We start from the raw sequence: 18,986 nt of genomic DNA on the forward strand, positions 1-18,986 counted from the left end.
TTATCAAAAATGAGATAAAAATTTCAAGTTTGCTAATAATGTTAATAAATAGTAAACTTTTTATCTTAAAAATTGCAATTATAAAGGCAAAACTCACATATATATCAGTCAAAAAAAGTTGCCACATTATGTTTATCTTTGGTACTTGTAAAAAACCAACTATGATTACCCCAATACAAGGATTTTCTAAACTAAGTAAAGACGAAAAAATAAACTGGATTGCTAGCAATTACACACACAATACCCAACAAACAAAAGAGGTGTTAAAAGTGTATTGGAATTCTGATGCTGAACTGCAAAAACTGCATGACGAATTTATAGAAAATACGATAACAAATTATTACCTGCCTTTAGGTATTGCTCCAAACTTTTTAATTAACAACAAGCTTTATGCTGTACCAATGGCTATAGAAGAAAGCTCTGTAGTTGCTGCCGCTAGTAAAGCTGCTAAATTTTGGTTAACACGTGGCGGATTTAAAACCACCATTTTGGGAACTGAAAAAGTTGGACAAGTGCACTTTATTTTTAAGGGTGATGAAAAAAAATTAGAATCATTTTTTACTAGTATTAAACCTGCACTTTTTAATGATTCTGATAGTATTACCACCAGTATGAAAAAACGTGGTGGAGGAATTACAAATATAGAGCTACGTAATAAAACTGAAGATTTAGAACACTATTACCAGTTACACTGCACTTTTGAAACACTAGATGCAATGGGCGCCAACTTTATAAACTCTTGTTTAGAGCAATTTGCAAAAACACTAAAAAGAGAAGCATTGGCCTACACTGATTTTTCTGATGAAGAAAAAAATATAGAAGTTGTAATGAGTATTTTATCTAACTACGTTCCTAATTGTGTTGTTAGAGCAGAAGTTAGTTGTACAGTTGAAGAACTTAGTGAAGGAAGCATTGAAGAGGCACAACATTTAGCAGAGAAAATTGTACAAGCCGTTAACATTGCTAAAATAGAACCTTACAGAGCCGTTACACATAATAAAGGAATTATGAACGGAATAGACGCTGTAATTTTAGCTACTGGAAACGATTTTAGAGCTATAGAAGCTGGTGTTCATGCCTATGCAAGTAGAAACGGAAAATACAGCAGCCTAACTAATGCTAGCGTAGAAAATGGGGTGTTTAAGTTTTGGTTAGATGTACCTTTAGCTTTAGGCACTGTAGGCGGCTTAACAAACTTACATCCATTAGTAAAAACTGCTTTAGAAATTTTACAAAAACCTTCTGCCACAGAATTAATGCAAATTGTAGCTGCCACCGGATTGGCTCAAAACTTTGCTGCTGTACGCTCTTTGGTAACAACTGGTATACAAGAAGGACATATGAAAATGCATTTACTAAATATACTAAACCAACTTGGCGCCACAGATAGTGATAAAAAGACACTAACAGCACACTTTAAAACCAACACTGTTACGCATAGTGCTGTAGTTACTGCATACAACAATTTAAAAAATGACTAAAGAATTTTACAGTAACGGAAAACTATTACTCACAGGAGAATATGTTGTTTTAGATGGTGCACTTAGCTTAGCAGTACCAACAATTTATGGTCAAAATTTAAGAGTAACACAAACTAATAGCAATAGCATTACTTGGAGCAGTATAGACGCAGCTAATAACACTTGGTTTAACGCAACTTTTAACAGCGATACTTTTACTGTTTTAAATGATAAACCAAACGATGAAGCTTGGATTAATACAGCAAAAACTTTACAACAAATTTTAAAAGAAGCACAACTACTAAACCCTAACTTTTTAAAAAATACAAAAGGGTTAGCTGTAGAAACAAAATTAGATTTTAATAGAGATTGGGGACTTGGATCTTCATCTACTCTAATAAACAACATTGCTAACTGGGCAAATGTAGATGCTTTTAAATTATTAGAAAATACAATGGGTGGTAGTGGGTATGACATTGCTTGCGCAAAAAACAATACACCTATTTTTTATCAGAAAATAAACAAAATACCAACCACTACTACTATAAATTTTAATCCCCTTTTTGTTGACAATTTATACTTTATTCATTTAAACAAAAAGCAGAATAGTAGAGAAGCTATTGTTGCCTATAAAAAATGTTCCTTTAATAAAGATGAACTAGTTAAAAACATTACTGAAATAAGTAAAAAGATAGCTAATACAAGTTCTTTATCTTCTTTTGAAACACTTATTACTAAACACGAAGAACTACTATCTACAGCCTTAAAAACAAAAACAGTTAAAGACATACTATTTAAAGACTTTACTGGCGCTATAAAAAGCTTGGGTGCTTGGGGCGGAGATTTTATATTAGCTACCGGAACTAAGGAAACTCCTAACTACTTTAAGAAAAAAGGGTATAGTACCATTTTTAAATATACAGATTTAATAAAATAAAAAAAAGCCTCCACTAGGAGGCTTTTTTTAAATATGATTATTAAACAATTTCTACTAGTAGAACATTGCTCTGTTATCTTCAATTTCAGCAGACTTTTTTAACGCATTTATTACTGTAGAATTAGCTCTCTGCATAGCTGTTGTTTGTACCATATTAGCATAAGTACTATAATTCTCTAATTTAGGAGCTTCTTCCTTGTTGGTAACAGTTAACATAAATACACCTGTTTCTCCTTCTAACAAACCAGAAGTATCACCTTGGTTTAAACTAAAAGCATTACCTACAACAAACGGCTCTCTACCAGCACCTGGTATTGTTGGCGATTTCATAGTTAATGCAGAAGCTGTAGATGCAGACACTTTGTTGTCCTTAGCTATAGCATCTATAGTTTTTCCTTTATTTGCTGCTATAATTTGTGCTGCTTTTTTCTCTTTTCTTAATTTAGGCAACACCATAAATGAAGCATCCTCTACAGACATTAAACCTTCTTTATATTTACCTGTTAACTGTACAACAGCATAACCATTGTTTACAGGAAAACGTTTAATATCACCCACATTAGAATCCTCATTAAAAGCCCATTGTACAATTGCTCTTTGTGCAGCTAAGCCAGGAAGATTTTCATCCATAGCTTTAATTTTATTAACTGGTCTTGCAATGTATTTTCTTTCTTTAGATAATTCTAAAAATGTTTTATCAGAATCTTTAGCATCACTTTCAAATTGCGTGGCTTGGGTAAATAAAGAGTTTATTGTAGCTTCTGAAGCTTCTATAGCTCTTGCTAAAGTTGCAACACGAACTAGGTCTTGCTTGTCATCAATTTTTACAATGTGGTAACCAAACTCTGTTTCTACCAAGCCAATAGTACCAACATTATTACTAAACATAAATTCATCAAACTTTGGTGTCATTCTACCTTGCTGGCTATAACCTAAGTCTCCACCTCTAGATGCAGAAGGTCCATCTGAATTATCACGAGCTAAAACTGAAAACTCAACATCTCCTTTTTTAGCATCTTTTAATAAATCATCTGCAATTTTTTTAGCCTCTTCTTTTGTTCTTTTTACTTCTGGATTTGCTCTCTCTGCACCTTCCCATGCAACAAGTATATGACTAGCTTTTACATTACCATCTTTTTTCTTATCCATCATTTTAGTAACTTTAAAGTAGTTACCATCACGATAAGGACCGTAAACATCACCAATGTTTAACGCCATTATAGTATCTGCAAATTTTGGAGATAGTAGGTTTTTAGTTTTGTAAATAGTGTCATACTTTAAATCTGAATTACGATCTAAAAACTCTTCTACATTTTTAGTGTTTTTAAAACCTAAAATAGTGTCATTATACTCTACTTTATCATTTAATAAAGAAACTACTTTAGCTTCTACAGCTTTTTCATCTTCTAAAGATGGCTTTTCTTCAAAGTATACAAACTGAAAATCTCTTGCTTTTTCTTGCTTAAAATCTTCTTTATGATCCTTTATATAAGCTGCAATTTCATCTTTACTTACCGCAACAGAGCTATCTGCTATAGAAGTATAAGGAACTCTTACGTATTTAATGTCAATTTTATCATTAGCTAATTTATAATCTAACTCACCTTCTTTTAAAGTAGCTCCTAAACCAGCTTTAATTAAATTAAAATAAGTTTGTTCTTTAGCCGCTTGTATAATAGCCTGCTCTTGCTGAAGCCACAAAGCATATTGTGCAGGGTTTTCTGTTTTTAAATTAGAAATAAACTCTTTAAAAATATACTCATCAAACACACCGTTTTCATTCTGGTATTGTGGGTTTTGAGAAAAACCTGGAGTAGATGCTACAAAGTTTATAATTTGGTCTTGCTCTATAGAAATCCCTAAATCATCAAACTCTTCACTTAAAATAGCGTTTTTCACTTCTTGATCCCATACACTGTTTACCACTTGCATAGAAGTTGCACCAGCACCAAAACGATTAGAAGCAGCCTCAACCTCTCTTCTAAATTTGTCTATAGAAATATCTTTTCCGTTAATTTCTGCAACGGTAGTACCTGTTTTTACACCAGACATACCATCTGCACTAAAAATACCAGAGATTACAAATGCAAATAAGGCTAAACCTATAATTAGGATTAATACAGTTGTTCTCTTTCTTATGTTCTCTAAAATCGCCATTTTATAAAATGTTTAAAATCAGTGGGCAAAAATACCATTTCTTTTTGGGTTTTAAAATTTAATTTTTATCAAATTTTTAACACTAAAAACCTACTCTTTTTCAAGTATATGTAGGGTTACCAAATCTATCTTAGTATTTGACACTTCTATTATTTTAAAATTGAAGTTTTCAATTTTAATTTCCGAATCTTTTTCGGGTATTTCTCCTGTTTCGTTTACTATTAAACCTCCTAGAGTTTCATACTCATCACTCTCGGGAAGTTCTAGCTTATAATTTTCGTTTATATAGTCTACATCTAACCTTGCAGAAAATTTATAGGTGTCTTCTGCCAACTGCTCTTCTACCAAATCTGTAGTATCGTGTTCATCTTCAATTTCCCCAAATAATTCTTCTACAATGTCTTCTACCGTCATTATACCTGCTGTACCACCATATTCATCTAACACAACAGCTACACTTTTCCTTTTTTTGGTAAGTGAGTCCAAAATATCACTAACCAACATAGTCTCGGGCACAAATTCTATTGGTAGTAAAATACTTTTAATGGTTTTTGGTTTTTTAAAAAGCTCAAAAGAGTGCACATAGCCTATTATATTATCTATGGTTTCTTTATACACCATTATTTTTGAAAAACCAGTTTCTGTAAATAATTTAGTTAAGTTTTTAGGTGTATCATGCAGTTCTACGGCTACAATTTCTGTACGTGGCACCATAACCTCTCTTGCTTTTACAGCAGCAAACTCTAATGCATTCTGAAAAATTTGAATTTCAGAATCTACCTCATCTTCAGTATTAACGGTCTCTAGTTGTTCTGTAATGTAATCTCCTAGCTCTACCTTACTAAATGCAAGCTGACTATGATCGCCATCCGTTTTAAAAAATGTTTTTAAGATAAAATCTGACACACTAATTACAAAATTGGAAATCCAAGAGAATAATCCGTAGAAAAAATATGCAGGTATTGCCAATACTTTTAAAAATGAATTGGCATAAATTTGAAAAAATACCTTTGGTAAAAACTCTGCTGTAATTAAAATTACTAATGTAGATATAATGGTTTGCGAAAGCAGACCAAAGTCTGTGAGTAGTAAATCTAAAAAACTGTTATTTGTTGGTAATAGTCTTACAAACCAGTTCATGAGTAAATCTCCCATATACATACCATACACAACCAATGCTATGTTGTTACCTATTAGCATAGTTGCAATAAACTTAGATGGTTTTGCTGTTAGTTTAGACAAAACAGTTGGCAAAATACCTTCTTGTTTTTTTTCTATCTCTAAGTGTATTCTATTGGCAGATATAAAAGCAATCTCCATTCCTGAAAAAAATGCAGAAAGCAATAATGACACAACAATAATGATGATTGATGTTACCAAGAGTTACGAATTATTATCTTGTTTTCTCTTCTCAAACTTTTTACGGTAATGTCTTCTAAAAAAATACATACCAATAGAAATAACCGCAAAAAAAGCAAATAAGTAAAAGTCTTCATTAGCACGCCAAAGTGTATACATTTTAAAACTTGCTAGTATAGCTACTACCAAATATAAAACCTCTGTATACCTTAAAATTTTCATCATATTTCTTCGTCTTTTATTGTTTTTAAGCCTGTTGTTTTATGCGCATTTACTTGCTTTAAGTCTTTATCAGAATCAAAACCTTCACCATACATAACAGATTCGTCTTCTGGGTTTATAAATTCAAATTTTTCTTGGGTAAAAATCCATTTATTAACCTGATCATAAAACAGCTGTGGTGTTTTAAACTGTTTACCATCATGTGTATTTATAACCACATTACCTTGTAAACTTATTAATTTTGTAGAAGAATAACTAATGCCATAATCTGCCGTTATAATGCTTTTTTGATTTTTGTCATCAAAAAATTCTACCTGTAATCCCTCAGGAAATACTTCTTTAGGAAATGTTAAGTTATTAAAATCTTCCCTAACAGGTGCTGTTAAAATAGCTAAAACTTTAGTAGTTATTTCTTGCTTATCCTTAACGGGTTCTTTTGTTTCTGTATAGGTAAAAACCAAATCATTTGCAACACCTTGCGGATACACCAACTTAGTTGCCTCTACCCCTACACGTTTGTAATTATCTTTACACGAAAAAAGCATTGCCATAAAACAAATTATGGCAATGCTCTTAAAAAATTTATATGTATTTACTGTAATCATCTTATAGGTTAGGCACCTTTACACTACCACCAACCCAACATTTAAAGCTAACTGTTTTGCCTTGCATGTTGTTAGAAAAAATTTCTGTTTTAGTAGGCGCTCTTTGTAAGTATCTACTTGCAGCAGAACTTGCAGCAGAACCTAATGAAGGATCTACCCTACCTGCTTTTCTTGCCAATTCTGCAGCTTTCCAGTTTACAGCTAATTTTTCAAATTTAGTAGAACCACAATCGTTAGCACTACTAGATACTAAGCTAGCCATTAATAAGTAAGCTTTTCCGTTAGATGGGTTTGCCTCTAAAGACTTACCTGCGTATCTGTATGATGTAGACTTACTAATTCTACTATACCTTGCTGCTATTTTATATAAGATATCTGCTTTTTTATAAGGATCTGTCTCTAACTCACTAGCTTGCGTAAAATCACTTAATGCACCTTTACTATCACCAGCTTTTAATTTTAAAGAAGCAGAATATAAGTAAGCACTTGCAGATGGCTCCATTGCCAATTGCTTTTCAAATAATTTTTTAAACATTGGAGAATCTAAACAATCTTTAGAGTACATTCTTCCAACTGCTCTTTTTACCCACTTAAGATCATTTTGTTTAGCCTCAAAATTTTTCTCGTATAATGGTATTAGGTTTTCACAGTTAGCTAAATCTCCTAATTTAGAATCTATACTACCAGATACTTTACCATAGTTACCAGAGTTTGCACTGTAAACTCTTAAGTTATTAGCTTCTTTTTTAGTAATTGTACCAGCATCTTCCTTAGCTAACAATTTACTAATTTTAGCAGTTAAAGCTTTGTTATCTTCTTCAATTTTTTCTGTTACATCGTCATATACATCAAAAACAGTCTGCAATTCTTCTTTACCAGCTTTATGTAAATCTACAAGGCTAGAAAAATATAAGTATAATGCTTTTACACTTTTAAAGTGAGCTCTATCTTCTGTAAAAGCCTTACTTAATGCAGCGTAATCTTCTTCATCTGTAGACAATTTGTTATCATACTTTAACAACTGCTTATCTATAATAACTTCTGCCTTAGATGTTTTTGTAGGATAATATTTAATGTAATTATCATACAACCCTAATAACATATTTATAAATTCTGTTTTTTCTGCTCCGGAAGCATTTTTAATTTTATGCTTTAAAATACGCTCTCCGTATTGGTAATTAGCTACGTGCCAATCTGGACATGCATCATAAACCTTTTTCCAAGGCCCGTATGCAGCATCATAGTTTTTAACTTTTGCATCCTGTGCATATAATTGAAAGTTATTTGGGCATTCCGACTTATCAACTGTAGCAGCAGCCGTTTCCTGAGCATAGCTTACACCCATAACGCTTATAAAAGCAATCGCTATAAAGTAAAGTTTCTTTTTCATCTTAATTGGTTTTTATTATTAATGGTTATAAACTCTTTTTAATTTATTGTTCTTTTTCTAAACCACTTAGAGTTTAGAGATATTCCTAGGTTAACTTTAAAATAGTTTTCCTGAATAAGGTCTGCATTTGTTGTTCCTCTTTTTCCAATTTCAAAACCAATGTTTATATTAGAAAAAGGATCGTTAACTGCATTCAATGGTAGTCCTAATCCAAAAGTTATGCCAAAGTCTTTAATGTCTTCGTTATTTACAACCATGCCAGTGTTCTCAAACCTTGCTCCTGCTCTATATGTTATTCTATTAAAGTAATTTGTAAAAGAAGTATAATCTGGTATATAAAACCCGCCAAAAGCAATTTTTGAAGCATCCTTGTACGCTAAATTGTTAACCACAAAAAACGGGGCTCTGTAATCTTCTAATTTTTGTGCGCTATACTCCGCTCCTAAAAACCATTTTCTGTCTTGTCCAAAACCTAAGCCAACTGTAGTTGTTGTTGGTATTGTAACACCTCTGTTAGCTAAACCTGCATTATCTAAGTCTACTTCTATAGTTTCTATTTCTTGCCCTGTACTAGACGAAAAAGACCCAATAGTTTTAGTATTTTCTGATGATAAATTGTTTTGTGTTTCTACACCAAAATAAGTATTCATTCTTATTTTATCTGTAAGCATTGGAGTATAATTAGCAGATATTTTAAAATTTGCACCGTTTACCCTAGAGTTTCTAAAATCAAAAGTACCATATTGTACATCTTCTACATCCTGTACTCTTCTACTGTCCACAACACCAAAATAATAATTAGCAGTAACACCAACGGTAAAATCTTCTAATACTTTAACACCTGCTGAGAAGAAAACCGAATTTACACCTCCATCTCCAGAAAAAACATTTGTAATTTCTCCGTTGTCTGCGCTGGTAAGGCTCTCCTCTATTTCATAACCAGAGGAAGTAAATGGCTTTATACCAAAACCAATTCCCAACCTGTCATCAATAATTGGAAAACCAATTGCTAAATAATCTAAATTAGTTACAGATGAGTTATCTGATAAATTTTGCCCTTTAAAGTTGATATCTTTTCTAGATAAAGAAGCAGTGTACGTAGTTTGTCTTAACCTAGCATAAGCCGCTGGGTTATTTAGGTTTATATGTATACTATCTGCATACATACTAATACCACCCATCATTTGATTTTCTACTGAACCTATAGATCTTAAATCTCCAATTCCAAAATAAGAGTATGGAGAAACTGTGCCGTTTTGAGCGTAAATAGTACCTGCCATACAGCATACTATTGCAATAATTATTTTTCTTATCATTTAGTCTTTGTTGTATTCCAGCAAATAATTAAGTCCGTCTAGGAGAAAATTGGAATGCGCAAATATGGTATTTTTTAATCGTTTTGACAAAAAATGAGCGTCGCCGCCTGTTAAAATAACTGTTAAATCTGCAAATCTAACCTTATATTCTTTAATAACCCCATCTATTTCTAAACAAATTCCATTAATTACGCCACTTTTTATGCAAGATGTTGTAGAATTCCCAATTAACTCAATTTCACCATTTTTATCTAATAACGGCAATTTAGCCGTTTGGTTATGCATAGCTTTAAACCTCATTGCTACACCTGGAGATATAGCACCTCCTAAATAAGCGCCATTTTCATTTATAAAATCATAAGTTACACAAGTACCAGCATCTATCACTAAAGTGTTATTACCTGTATTATTGTAAAAAGCAGCTGTTGCAAGTGCTATACGATCTACACCCAAGGTATTTGGTGTACTGTATAAGTTTTTAAAAGGTATTTTTGTTGATACACTTAAAGTATGCACATTACAATATACCGCAAGCTTAGTTATTTCATCTTCTCCTAAATGGCCAACTGATGAAACAATAGCATCTTTAATGTTTGGATACTCTAAAAAAGTTTCTTTTACTAAATCTAAAAAATTTTTAAGCACAACAACATCAGAAAAAATTAGTTGTTTTCCTTTATAAACCGCCAGTTTTACTGAGGTATTACCTGCATCTACAATTAAATTCATTTTACAAATATTATAAAACTTAAAAAAAGTTTAATCTTTTTTTCAATTTTTGTTTGGATATACGAAAATAGAAATTATATTTGCACCCGCTTAACGGCATGGTGCCTTAGCTCAGTTGGTAGAGCAATGGACTGAAAATCCATGTGTCCCTGGTTCGATTCCTGGAGGCACCACTTTAAAAACCCGATCAGAAATGTTCGGGTTTTTTCTTTTCTTTACCCTATGCAACAGCACTTTATCTATTTTCTATACAGTAAATCTATTGATAGATTCTATATTGGAGAAACTTCTAATCTTAAAAATAGGTTAAAAATCATATCAATAATTTAAGTTTACCAAAACTCAACATTATTTTAATTTTATCAGTTTTATTACAAAACACAAAATCTTATCTTTACCTAAAATAAGCATACTTGTGATTAAAAAACTAATATTACTATTATACCTCTTTCTGTTGGCACCAATTTATAGTTCTGCACAACCAACAATAAAAAAACTCTTAAAAAAACACAATAAACAAAGTGTTACTTACATTTCTGTAGATTCTCTTTTAACTAAACAAAATGCAATTTTGCTAGACACCAGAGAAGAAAAGGAATATAACGTTAGTCATATTAAAAATGCCATTTGTGTTGGATATGATTTTTTTGATATTAACAAAGTAACATCAAAAATAAAAAATAAGGACACAGAGATAATAGTTTATTGCTCTATTGGCATACGGTCTGAAGATGTTGGAGAAAAACTAGCCGCTGCTGGCTATACTAACATAAAAAACCTTTATGGAGGCATTTTTGAATGGAAAAACAAGAATAATCCCGTTTACTCTAAAGACAGTTTAGAAACAAACAAAATACATACACACAGTAAGTATTGGTCTAAATTAGTGACCAATGCCGAGAAAATTTATTAATTATATTTTGAAAAAATTGAATAAAAACTTACTGTTAATTTTTACCCGTAACCCAGAATTAGGAAAATGCAAAACACGTTTGGCAGCTAAAACTGGAGACAAAATTGCATTAGATATTTACAAGTTTCTATTAAACCACACAGTTTCCATTACTACTAAACTAAACGCAGACAAACAAGTACATTACTCTGTAGCTATTAGAGAAAATGATATCTGGGACAGTACCATCTATCAAAAAAAGTTACAAGATGGAAGTAATTTAGGTACTCGTATGATGAATGCTTTTAAACAAGGATTTGCAGATGGTTATAAAAACATTATTATAATTGGTAGTGATTTATATGATTTAAATACAGCAGACATACAAGATGCTTTTAACCATTTACTTAATAATGATTTTGTTGTAGGCCCAGCAACTGATGGCGGTTATTATTTATTAGGAATGAAAAAACTTAATCATGCGGTTTTTGAGAATAAAGATTGGGGAACCAATACTGTGCTTAAAGACACACTAAACAACTTAAAAGACGAAAAAATAAAGTTACTTGAAGCAAAAAACGATGTTGATTATTATGAAGATATAAAAGACATTGATGCTTTTAAACCTTTTTTAAAAAATATAAAAAATGATTAAACAAGAAATTGAAGATTCTGTAGCATATTTACAAAATAAAGGCTTTAATGCTCCCGAAATTGGAATAGTTTTAGGTACCGGATTAGGAAATTTAGCAAATGAAATAGAAAATCCTATTGAAGCACATTACAACCATATTCCTTTTTTTCCTTTAGCAACTGTAGAATTTCACTCAGGAAAATTAATTTACGGCACACTAGAAGGTAAAACAGTTGTTGTTATGCAAGGGCGTTTTCATATGTATGAGGGGTATGACCTGCAAGATGTTACCTACCCAATACGCGTAATGCACAAGCTTGGTATAAAAAAATTGTTTATATCTAATGCTGCCGGAGCTATTAACTTAGACTTTAAAAAAGGAGACATTATGCTTTTAGAAGACCACATAAACCTTTTAGGAGGTTCTCCCCTTGCTTTTAAAGGTGTTTCTCAGTTTGGCGAGCGTTTTGTAGATATGGGAAACCCGTATGACACTGAAATGAGGAATACTATAAAAAACATTGCGAAAAAAGAAAATATAACTATGCACACCGGTGTTTACGCAGCTGTACTTGGTCCACAACTAGAAACTAAAGCAGAATACAGAATGCTAAAAATTATTGGCGCTGATGCCGTAGGTATGAGTACCGTACCCGAAGTAATTGTAGCAAACCACCTAAAATTACCTATAGTGGCTGTTTCTGTCTTAACAGATGAATGCGACCCAGACAACCTTGAGCCTGCAAATATTAAAGAAATAATTAAAATTGCTGGAGAAACAGAACCACAAATGATTAAGCTTTTTAGAGAATTACTTAAAACATTGTAAGTTTTAAAGCTTGAAAAGGACAAACTATAAAAATACATTTTGAAAATGGTTTATAAAATATCTGCGGCAGCTGCATTTTTATCAATAATAGGGCTCTTTTATTTTGGATCTACACCTAAAATTATAGAAGAAAATTTTAGCGAGGTACCTAGTCACCAAAAGTGGAATGCTTTATTACAAAAAAATGTAAACTCTAATGGTGATGTTAACTACAAAGCTTTTGTAAAAAACAAAGCAGAATTAGAGGCCTATCTTAAACTATTGCAAGATAATTCTCCTGCCAAAAATTGGTCTAAAAACGATAAGCTTGCTTATTATATAAACCTTTACAATGCAGGCACTGTTAAACTAATAGTAGACAACTACCCTGTTAAAAGCATTAAAGACATTAGGTCTCCTTGGGATAAAGATGTTGTTGCCATTGGAGACAAAATGTATTCTTTAGGATATGTAGAACACAAAGTGTTACGTAAAATGAATGAACCTCGCATACATTTTGCTATAAATTGCGCATCATACTCTTGCCCTAAATTAGTTAACAAAGCATTTTTAGCAGATACTATAGAAGCACAGTTAGAAAATGCTGCTTTAGATTTTATTGCTGATAAAAAGCGTAATATTATTAGCGCTAACAAAGTAGAGTTGTCTGAAATTTTTAAATGGTTTAAGGGTGATTTTACAGAGAACACAACTCTAATTGGCTTTATAAACAAATACTCTGCAATACAGGTAAATGACAATGCTAAGGTTAAATATATTGATTATAACTGGAGCTTAAATGAAGCAAAATAAGCTAAGCATTATAATACCTGTTTTTAATGAAGAGGCCTCTATAGCCAAACTAATTAATGAAATTAACACACGTAGCACCCTTAAACAAATTGATGAAATAATAGTAGTAGATGGTGGCAGCACAGACAATACAATTGCTATTGCAACCAATTTAAATAGTACTGTAATTTCTTCAGAAAAAGGACGTGCCAAACAAATGAATGCTGGCGCAAAAGTTGCCAAAGGAGAAATTCTCTATTTTCTGCACGCAGACACCATACCTCCTTATAATTTTGACTGTAAAATATTAAAAACCATAACAAACCAAAAAGCTGCTGGTAGCTTTAGAATGCAGTTTGATAGTGACAGTTTTTTTCTAAAATTTTTTGCTTGGTTTACACGTATAAATCATAAAGTTTGCAGGGGTGGAGACCAATCTTTATTTATTACCAAAAATTTATTTGTTAAACTAAATGGTTTTAATGAAGAGTACATAATTTATGAAGATGGCGAGTTTATAGAGCGGCTTTACAAAGCAACAAATTTTAGTGTTATACAAGATAAGGTAACTACATCTGCACGTAAATACCAACAAAAAGGTACCGTAAAGTTACAATACCATTTTGGGGTAATTCATTTAAAAAAATTATTAGGCAAAAGCCCAGAAGATTTATACAATTATTATAAAAAAAATATAGCTAACTAGTTTTTATTTCTGGAATAATCTAGCAACACACCCTCACTAATCCATTTTGCAAGTGCCTGCCTGTTTTCTGCTACAAGTATCCTTTTTTGATCCTTTTTATTTTTAATATTCCCTATCTCTATATATGCCATTGCAGGTATAGTGTTCTTTACCAAATACAAGCCACTTCTATCTAAAAAAGTTCCTGTATAATCTCTGTTAGGCTGGTATTCTCTGTATTTAGAATCAAACGTTTTATGTATACTCTCTGCCAATCTTTTGCCGTTACTACTTTTTTCATGATGGTAAAAGAAAACATCTATATTTTGACCAACACTTCTACTATCTATATGCGTAACTATTAGCCTTTGGTATTTGCCTTTATTTTGCATATACAAGTCGTTTACAGCATCTACACGTTGTTTTAAGCGAGCTACTTGGTTTAACGGTATAGTTTTGTTTGGATAACAAACCTCATCATAATCTACAGGTAGCAATTTGCCATCTCTAATACCATCATTTTCATCTCTAATTATAATATAAACTAAAGCCCCGTGAGATATTAACTCTCTTCCCAAGCGCAATGTTATATCATACGCATACTCATCTTCAGATATTAACTTTTTACCGTATTTGGTAACAGCTCCTGGGTCTGGACCACCGTGACCAGAAATTAAATAATAAACAGCACCCTTAAGTTTATTGCTTTTACGTTGTACTGTAGCGTGTTTTTTTCCAAAAATTGGATATCCGTTTACAATAGCTGGCAACTCTTCTTTTCCATCTACTTTTATTAACCTGTCTGGTATTATGTATGTTTTACCTTCATACAAATATTTACCGTTTCTTAAATTATCTTTATTTAGGGCAATAAAATCTGAATAATATTTAGACGGACTCATATTAAACTTACGAAGTAAAGTATAAATACCTTCTCCTTTTTGAGCCACAACTGTTTTTTCTTTATCTTGAGAATATAGCTCAACACTACTTAATACTAGCATTACAACTAAAACAAGTGTTTTTTTCAATATCATTTAATGGTCTTTTAAGCAAATATTATCAAAAATACTGCCCAATTCCAAAAACCAACCCTTTTGATGCATTTTTTGTTACTCCATACCCATAATCTATCCTAAAAATGGCATTAAAAATCTTTTTATGAATAAAACGCACACCCAAACCCGGATACACTCTTAAATTATCAGAATCTACAAAGTCATTTAATTCTCCTCCAGGATTACGCCATGTACCAGCATCTACAAATGTATTTCCTTGCAATACAAACCAATTTTTATCAACTAAAGTGTACCTGTACTCGGTATTTAAAACTATAGAGCCAGTGCCTCTATCTATAATATTACCTACACCTCTTAAATTAACATTATTATCTACAGAAAATGGCGCAAAAGGCGTATCATTATTTGTAGCCAAACCAACTCGCAACCTATTAGCCCAGTTACCACGCTCGCCTATTCTTTTGTAATACACAAAGTCATTAAACGCTACAAAAAAATTATCTAATTCTTTTGTAGAACTATTTACGTATTGTGAGTTTAAAGTACTTTTAAACCCGTCTAAATATTGGTAATGGTATTTTATATTGCTGTATTTATATATAGCCTTGTACGAGAATTTGTTAACATCTAATGCCTGTGGCACATTTGGGTTAGTTGCACCACGTATGTAATTGTATTTTTCTGTGAAAAAATTAATTCCTAAATCTACACTATGTCGCTGGTTAAATTGATACAACCCTAAAACTTCTATAGCTTCATTATGGTACTTATAATCTGCCGTTGTATCATCAAAAAAAATAGGTTCTTGTGTTTTAAGGTTATTATAACTTAATGCCAAACCCGCCTTTGCACTAAATAAATAGGGCGCTCTAAATAATAAGCCATAAGAGTTAAATATATCTTTTTGATAAAAACCACCAATGGTAATATTTCTCCCAGTAAAATTAAACTCTTGTATACCAACCCTAAAAGCAAATTCGTCATTAGAAGATGTGTACAAATTGGCAAACGGAATTATAGTAAAATTTTCTTCTACCATAAACACCAAATTATAGCTATTATCTACATTGTTTTTGCTTAACTTAAAAGTAGCATTTGCTATAGACGGAAGCCTTTTTAATTGGTTTACAGTTTCTAATATGGTTGTAGAATCTGTAACAGAACCAGCAACAATTGGTACTACTTTTTTTAAAAATGATACTTTAGTTTTTTTTGTACCAGTAAAACTAACATCCGTTATTTTTAATTCCTGAGAAAACAAAGTGTTACATAAAACAAAACAAAACAAGTAAATTAGCTTTTTCATAATTTAGGGAGAAAAGTTGGTTTCTGTAAGCATATTTACCCAATTATCTTGGCTAACTGCCATTAACGTAAAACCATAGGTTAGTGATTTATTTAAAGTTGGTGGTTGCTTGGTTGTTATATTTAGCACTACATTGTTTAGTTTGTAGTACTGAAACATTTTATCATAAGTATAAGTGCCTGATAAAAAATTGTTTTCACTATCTGTTACTACCTGAAAATAAATAGCAGAATCTGCATATAAACCATCTTGCCAAGAAAAAATTGGCATTGTAGGCATTACGTCATCAATAGCTAATGTATTTATTTTTTCTGTAGGTTTAGTTATATGTTTTAAATAAATTGGATTACAAATATGTATTTTTCCATCTTCAACAAAACTCACAATCACCCACTTTTCCTGAGTACTGTTAATAACAAAGCGCTTTATTTTTCCATTAAAAACATCTAATATCTCTGGTGTTTTTTCTGTATAATCTTCAAAATTATTTTTATCTACATTAATGGTTTGGGTTTCAAAATATCTAAAATTAGTTGCGCCCTCTCTAGGATAAAAAAATACATTTACTTCTCCTTGTTTATCTGCACTAGCAGCACAAGCAATAACATTATCTTTTACTACAATTTCATTATCTAAAACTGCCTGTAATGAAGATATACTGCTTAATTTATCTTCAGAACAACCGTAGATTATTAAAATTAAAAAAAGAAAACAATAATTTAATTTATTTAAGTCCATAATATTGTTTTAAAACCAATTCTGCTGGCTTATTTTGCGGCGTAAACCTATTATCATCTTTACCTCCAACGTTTTCATGATCTATAAACCATTTCCATACATAGCCCCCAGCAAACCAATCTTCGTCCCAAAACATTTCTAGAATTGCTTTTGTAGCGTTAGATTGCGCCTCTAGGTTTACATTTGTTTTATTACGGTCTACCAGCCAAGGTTTTTCTCCTGTGTAATCCATACTTCTGTAACCATATTCGGTAAACAAAATTGGTTTACTTAAATTTACAGACATTTGGTTTAGTGCCTTTTTATGTGGCTGCCAACCCGTTTTTAATTGTGCTACAGTAGGGTGTTTATCTTTAGATAACGGAAAATATGCATCTACACCTACATAATCTAATTTTTCCCAAAAAGGCACTCTTGTGTACTCATCCCAATTGGCTGCATAAGTTAATTTACCTTTATATACTTTTTTTACCTCTACAATAAGCTTGCTCCAAAAATCTGGTCTTTGCAGCACAAATTTTTCAAGTTCGGTACCAATACAAAAAATATCTACATTTACCTCTTCTGCTAAAGCGGCGTAGGTTAAAATAAAATCTGAATAAGACTTCTCTAACATCTGCCAGTGCGCTTCTGAATCCATTTCTAAAGTACCAGTAAACTTGCCATCTCTAATCCATATTTGCGGTTTTAATAGTATACTCATTTTGTTAGCATGCAAAATATCTACATAATGCTTTATACCATCTTTACGCTCTCCAAACCACTGCCTATCCGAATTAAAAATTAATTGTGGATCATTAACATCTCTTATAAAACCAAATGGCATAACAGATGCTGCGTTTGCGTTTATAGCCAAAATAGGCGTTATATTTTTTTGTGTAACCTTGTCCCTAGAAGACACAAAGCTTACCCCATTAATTTTTTTAGAAACTTGGCTATTGCAAGAAAACTGCAAAAAGCATAATAATAGTATACCAATTTTTTTCACAAACTATGTTTTAAGGTAACTAAAATAAGCTATTTAAGTTTAGACCTAAAAAATTGCTCTTAACCCTAAGTTAAATGTTTCTCCCAAACCTGTATTATCTCCTCCAACAAAATTTGTATACAACAACTCTAAGTTTAGTGCGTTTGTTAGCTGGTATTTTGTGCCACCACCTAATGCTGTATAATTCTGGCTAAAATTATTACCTAAATCTATACGTTGTGAGTGTTGTGCCAATGCCAAAACTGTAAATTTACTTGTAGGAAAATAACTTAGAAAAATACCTGGAGTTAAATTTAAACTGTTATTTGCAAAACTTTTTTCTTCTTCGCCAAAATTAAGCTCTGTATTTAACTCAGAGAATATTTGCCATTTGTCTCCTGGAAAAGTATAATCATAAAAAAATCTGTTTTGCCATATAAATCCATTTTGATCTAAAAAAACACCATTTTCAGTTTCATTATCTACTAAAGGTATATACAAAGAACTTTGTATAGAAAAATTCCCAACAGACTCAAAAGGCACAAACTTTACAGACGGCGCAAAAGATGTTAAACCAGCTCTAGCTACTCCGTCTTCATTCTTAAATTTTAAAGCATCTAACGTTTTTGTTCCTCCTATGGAGTTAGAGCGTATTTTTAAAATTACACCCACATTCCATCTATTGTTTTCACCAACACCTGTATAAGCTTCTAACGTAGAGGTAAAAAATGTTTGTCTTGGCTGCTTACCATCTGCAAATGTGCTTTTAGTTTCTGTGTAAATATTGTTAAACCACTTAATATCTAACTTACCCTTACCTATTAATTTAGATGGCGTATACTGTTGTATGTTACTTTTTTGTGTATCCGTTTCCTCTTCTTGTGCGTAACCTGCAAAGGCTGTTAACAAACCTAATGCTAGAGCTAATGATTGTAATTTTTTCATATTATAATAGTTAATTATTATTTTT

20 protein-coding genes and 1 tRNA gene are annotated in these 18,986 nt (G+C 31.7%); 9 read left to right on the top strand and 12 right to left on the bottom strand.

Features of this window, described 5'->3' with window-relative positions; all coding sequences use genetic code 11:
* Positions 1-161: 161 nt before the first annotated feature.
* Positions 162-1,481, top strand: a complete 1,320-nt coding sequence (locus tag BFJ87_RS01640; protein ID WP_077399267.1) for a hydroxymethylglutaryl-CoA reductase, degradative — start codon at positions 162-164, stop codon at positions 1,479-1,481.
* A complete protein-coding gene (locus BFJ87_RS01645) occupies positions 1,474-2,397 on the top strand; it encodes a GYDIA family GHMP kinase (protein WP_077398992.1) in 924 nt (307 codons plus the stop codon). Before BFJ87_RS01640 ends, BFJ87_RS01645 begins: the two co-directional genes overlap by 8 nt.
* Before the next feature lie 54 nt (positions 2,398-2,451).
* Here the strand turns inward: BFJ87_RS01645 and BFJ87_RS01650 are convergent, their stop codons facing one another.
* The 7 genes from BFJ87_RS01650 to BFJ87_RS01680 form a co-directional block, all read right to left on the bottom strand.
* The gene (locus tag BFJ87_RS01650) at positions 2,452-4,554 is read right to left on the bottom strand and encodes a peptidylprolyl isomerase (protein WP_077398994.1); all 2,103 of its coding nucleotides are present in this window, start codon (positions 4,552-4,554) and stop codon (positions 2,452-2,454) included.
* Positions 4,555-4,644: 90 nt separating this feature from the next.
* The gene (locus BFJ87_RS01655) at positions 4,645-5,934 is read right to left on the bottom strand and encodes a hemolysin family protein (RefSeq protein WP_077398996.1); all 1,290 of its coding nucleotides are present in this window, start codon (positions 5,932-5,934) and stop codon (positions 4,645-4,647) included.
* Between the two features lie 3 nt (positions 5,935-5,937).
* Positions 5,938-6,138 carry a hypothetical protein gene (locus BFJ87_RS01660; RefSeq protein WP_077398998.1) on the bottom strand — a complete coding sequence of 67 codons (201 nt, stop codon included), beginning with the start codon at positions 6,136-6,138 and terminating at the stop codon, positions 5,938-5,940.
* Positions 6,135-6,740 (bottom strand): LPS export ABC transporter periplasmic protein LptC, encoded by a 606-nt coding sequence (lptC, locus tag BFJ87_RS01665; RefSeq protein ID WP_245799569.1) that lies wholly within the window; start codon positions 6,738-6,740, stop codon positions 6,135-6,137. The genes BFJ87_RS01660 and lptC overlap by 4 nt, the downstream gene beginning before the upstream one ends.
* A 1-nt stretch (position 6,741) precedes the next feature.
* A complete protein-coding gene (locus BFJ87_RS01670) occupies positions 6,742-8,130 on the bottom strand; it encodes a hypothetical protein (protein WP_077399000.1) in 1,389 nt (462 codons plus the stop codon).
* A gap of 38 nt (positions 8,131-8,168) precedes the next feature.
* On the bottom strand, positions 8,169-9,446 hold the full coding sequence (gene bamG / locus BFJ87_RS01675) for a BamG family beta-barrel-assembly machinery protein (protein ID WP_077399002.1): 1,278 nt from the start codon (positions 9,444-9,446) through the stop codon (positions 8,169-8,171).
* Positions 9,447-10,175 (bottom strand): type III pantothenate kinase, encoded by a 729-nt coding sequence (locus BFJ87_RS01680; protein WP_077399004.1) that lies wholly within the window; start codon positions 10,173-10,175, stop codon positions 9,447-9,449.
* A 100-nt stretch (positions 10,176-10,275) separates the two neighbouring features.
* Between BFJ87_RS01680 and BFJ87_RS01685 the strand changes: the two genes are divergently transcribed.
* The 7 genes from BFJ87_RS01685 (at position 10,276) to BFJ87_RS01715 (ending at position 14,007) form a co-directional block, all read left to right on the top strand.
* Positions 10,276-10,348: transfer RNA gene (locus BFJ87_RS01685), tRNA-Phe, on the top strand.
* Positions 10,349-10,397: 49 nt separating this feature from the next.
* Positions 10,398-10,505 carry a GIY-YIG nuclease family protein gene (locus tag BFJ87_RS01690; RefSeq protein WP_139344194.1) on the top strand — a complete coding sequence of 36 codons (108 nt, stop codon included), beginning with the start codon at positions 10,398-10,400 and terminating at the stop codon, positions 10,503-10,505.
* A gap of 85 nt (positions 10,506-10,590) precedes the next feature.
* A complete protein-coding gene (locus BFJ87_RS01695) occupies positions 10,591-11,088 on the top strand; it encodes a rhodanese-like domain-containing protein (RefSeq protein ID WP_338064775.1) in 498 nt (165 codons plus the stop codon).
* Positions 11,069-11,722: a TIGR04282 family arsenosugar biosynthesis glycosyltransferase gene (locus BFJ87_RS01700; RefSeq protein ID WP_171974452.1), complete on the top strand. Its 654-nt coding sequence runs from the start codon at positions 11,069-11,071 to the stop codon at positions 11,720-11,722. The genes BFJ87_RS01695 and BFJ87_RS01700 overlap by 20 nt, the downstream gene beginning before the upstream one ends.
* Positions 11,715-12,530 carry a purine-nucleoside phosphorylase gene (locus tag BFJ87_RS01705; RefSeq protein WP_077399006.1) on the top strand — a complete coding sequence of 272 codons (816 nt, stop codon included), beginning with the start codon at positions 11,715-11,717 and terminating at the stop codon, positions 12,528-12,530. The genes BFJ87_RS01700 and BFJ87_RS01705 overlap by 8 nt, the downstream gene beginning before the upstream one ends.
* A gap of 45 nt (positions 12,531-12,575) precedes the next feature.
* Complete coding sequence (locus tag BFJ87_RS01710) at positions 12,576-13,322, top strand: DUF547 domain-containing protein (protein WP_077399008.1); 747 nt, start codon at positions 12,576-12,578, stop codon at positions 13,320-13,322.
* Complete coding sequence (locus BFJ87_RS01715) at positions 13,309-14,007, top strand: TIGR04283 family arsenosugar biosynthesis glycosyltransferase (protein ID WP_077399010.1); 699 nt, start codon at positions 13,309-13,311, stop codon at positions 14,005-14,007. The genes BFJ87_RS01710 and BFJ87_RS01715 overlap by 14 nt, the downstream gene beginning before the upstream one ends.
* Here the strand turns inward: BFJ87_RS01715 and BFJ87_RS01720 are convergent.
* From BFJ87_RS01720 to BFJ87_RS01740, 5 genes are read right to left on the bottom strand one after another with little or no spacing between them, the layout of a single operon-like run.
* Positions 14,004-15,023: an N-acetylmuramoyl-L-alanine amidase family protein gene (locus BFJ87_RS01720; protein ID WP_077399012.1), complete on the bottom strand. Its 1,020-nt coding sequence runs from the start codon at positions 15,021-15,023 to the stop codon at positions 14,004-14,006. The genes BFJ87_RS01715 and BFJ87_RS01720 overlap by 4 nt on opposite strands.
* Positions 15,024-15,048: 25 nt before the next feature.
* On the bottom strand, positions 15,049-16,311 hold the full coding sequence (locus BFJ87_RS01725) for a POTRA domain-containing protein (protein WP_077399014.1): 1,263 nt from the start codon (positions 16,309-16,311) through the stop codon (positions 15,049-15,051).
* Positions 16,312-16,314: 3 nt separating this feature from the next.
* The gene (locus tag BFJ87_RS01730; RefSeq protein ID WP_077399016.1) at positions 16,315-17,049 is read right to left on the bottom strand and encodes a hypothetical protein; all 735 of its coding nucleotides are present in this window, start codon (positions 17,047-17,049) and stop codon (positions 16,315-16,317) included.
* Positions 17,036-18,037, bottom strand: a complete 1,002-nt coding sequence (locus BFJ87_RS01735; RefSeq protein WP_077399018.1) for a glycoside hydrolase family 113 — start codon at positions 18,035-18,037, stop codon at positions 17,036-17,038. The genes BFJ87_RS01730 and BFJ87_RS01735 overlap by 14 nt, the downstream gene beginning before the upstream one ends.
* 45 nt (positions 18,038-18,082) lie before the next feature.
* Complete coding sequence (locus tag BFJ87_RS01740) at positions 18,083-18,961, bottom strand: hypothetical protein (protein ID WP_077399021.1); 879 nt, start codon at positions 18,959-18,961, stop codon at positions 18,083-18,085.
* Positions 18,962-18,986: the final 25 nt, after the last annotated feature.

Source organism: Cellulophaga omnivescoria, assembly GCF_001999725.1.
Taxonomy (GTDB): Bacteria; Bacteroidota; Bacteroidia; order Flavobacteriales; family Flavobacteriaceae; genus Cellulophaga; species Cellulophaga omnivescoria.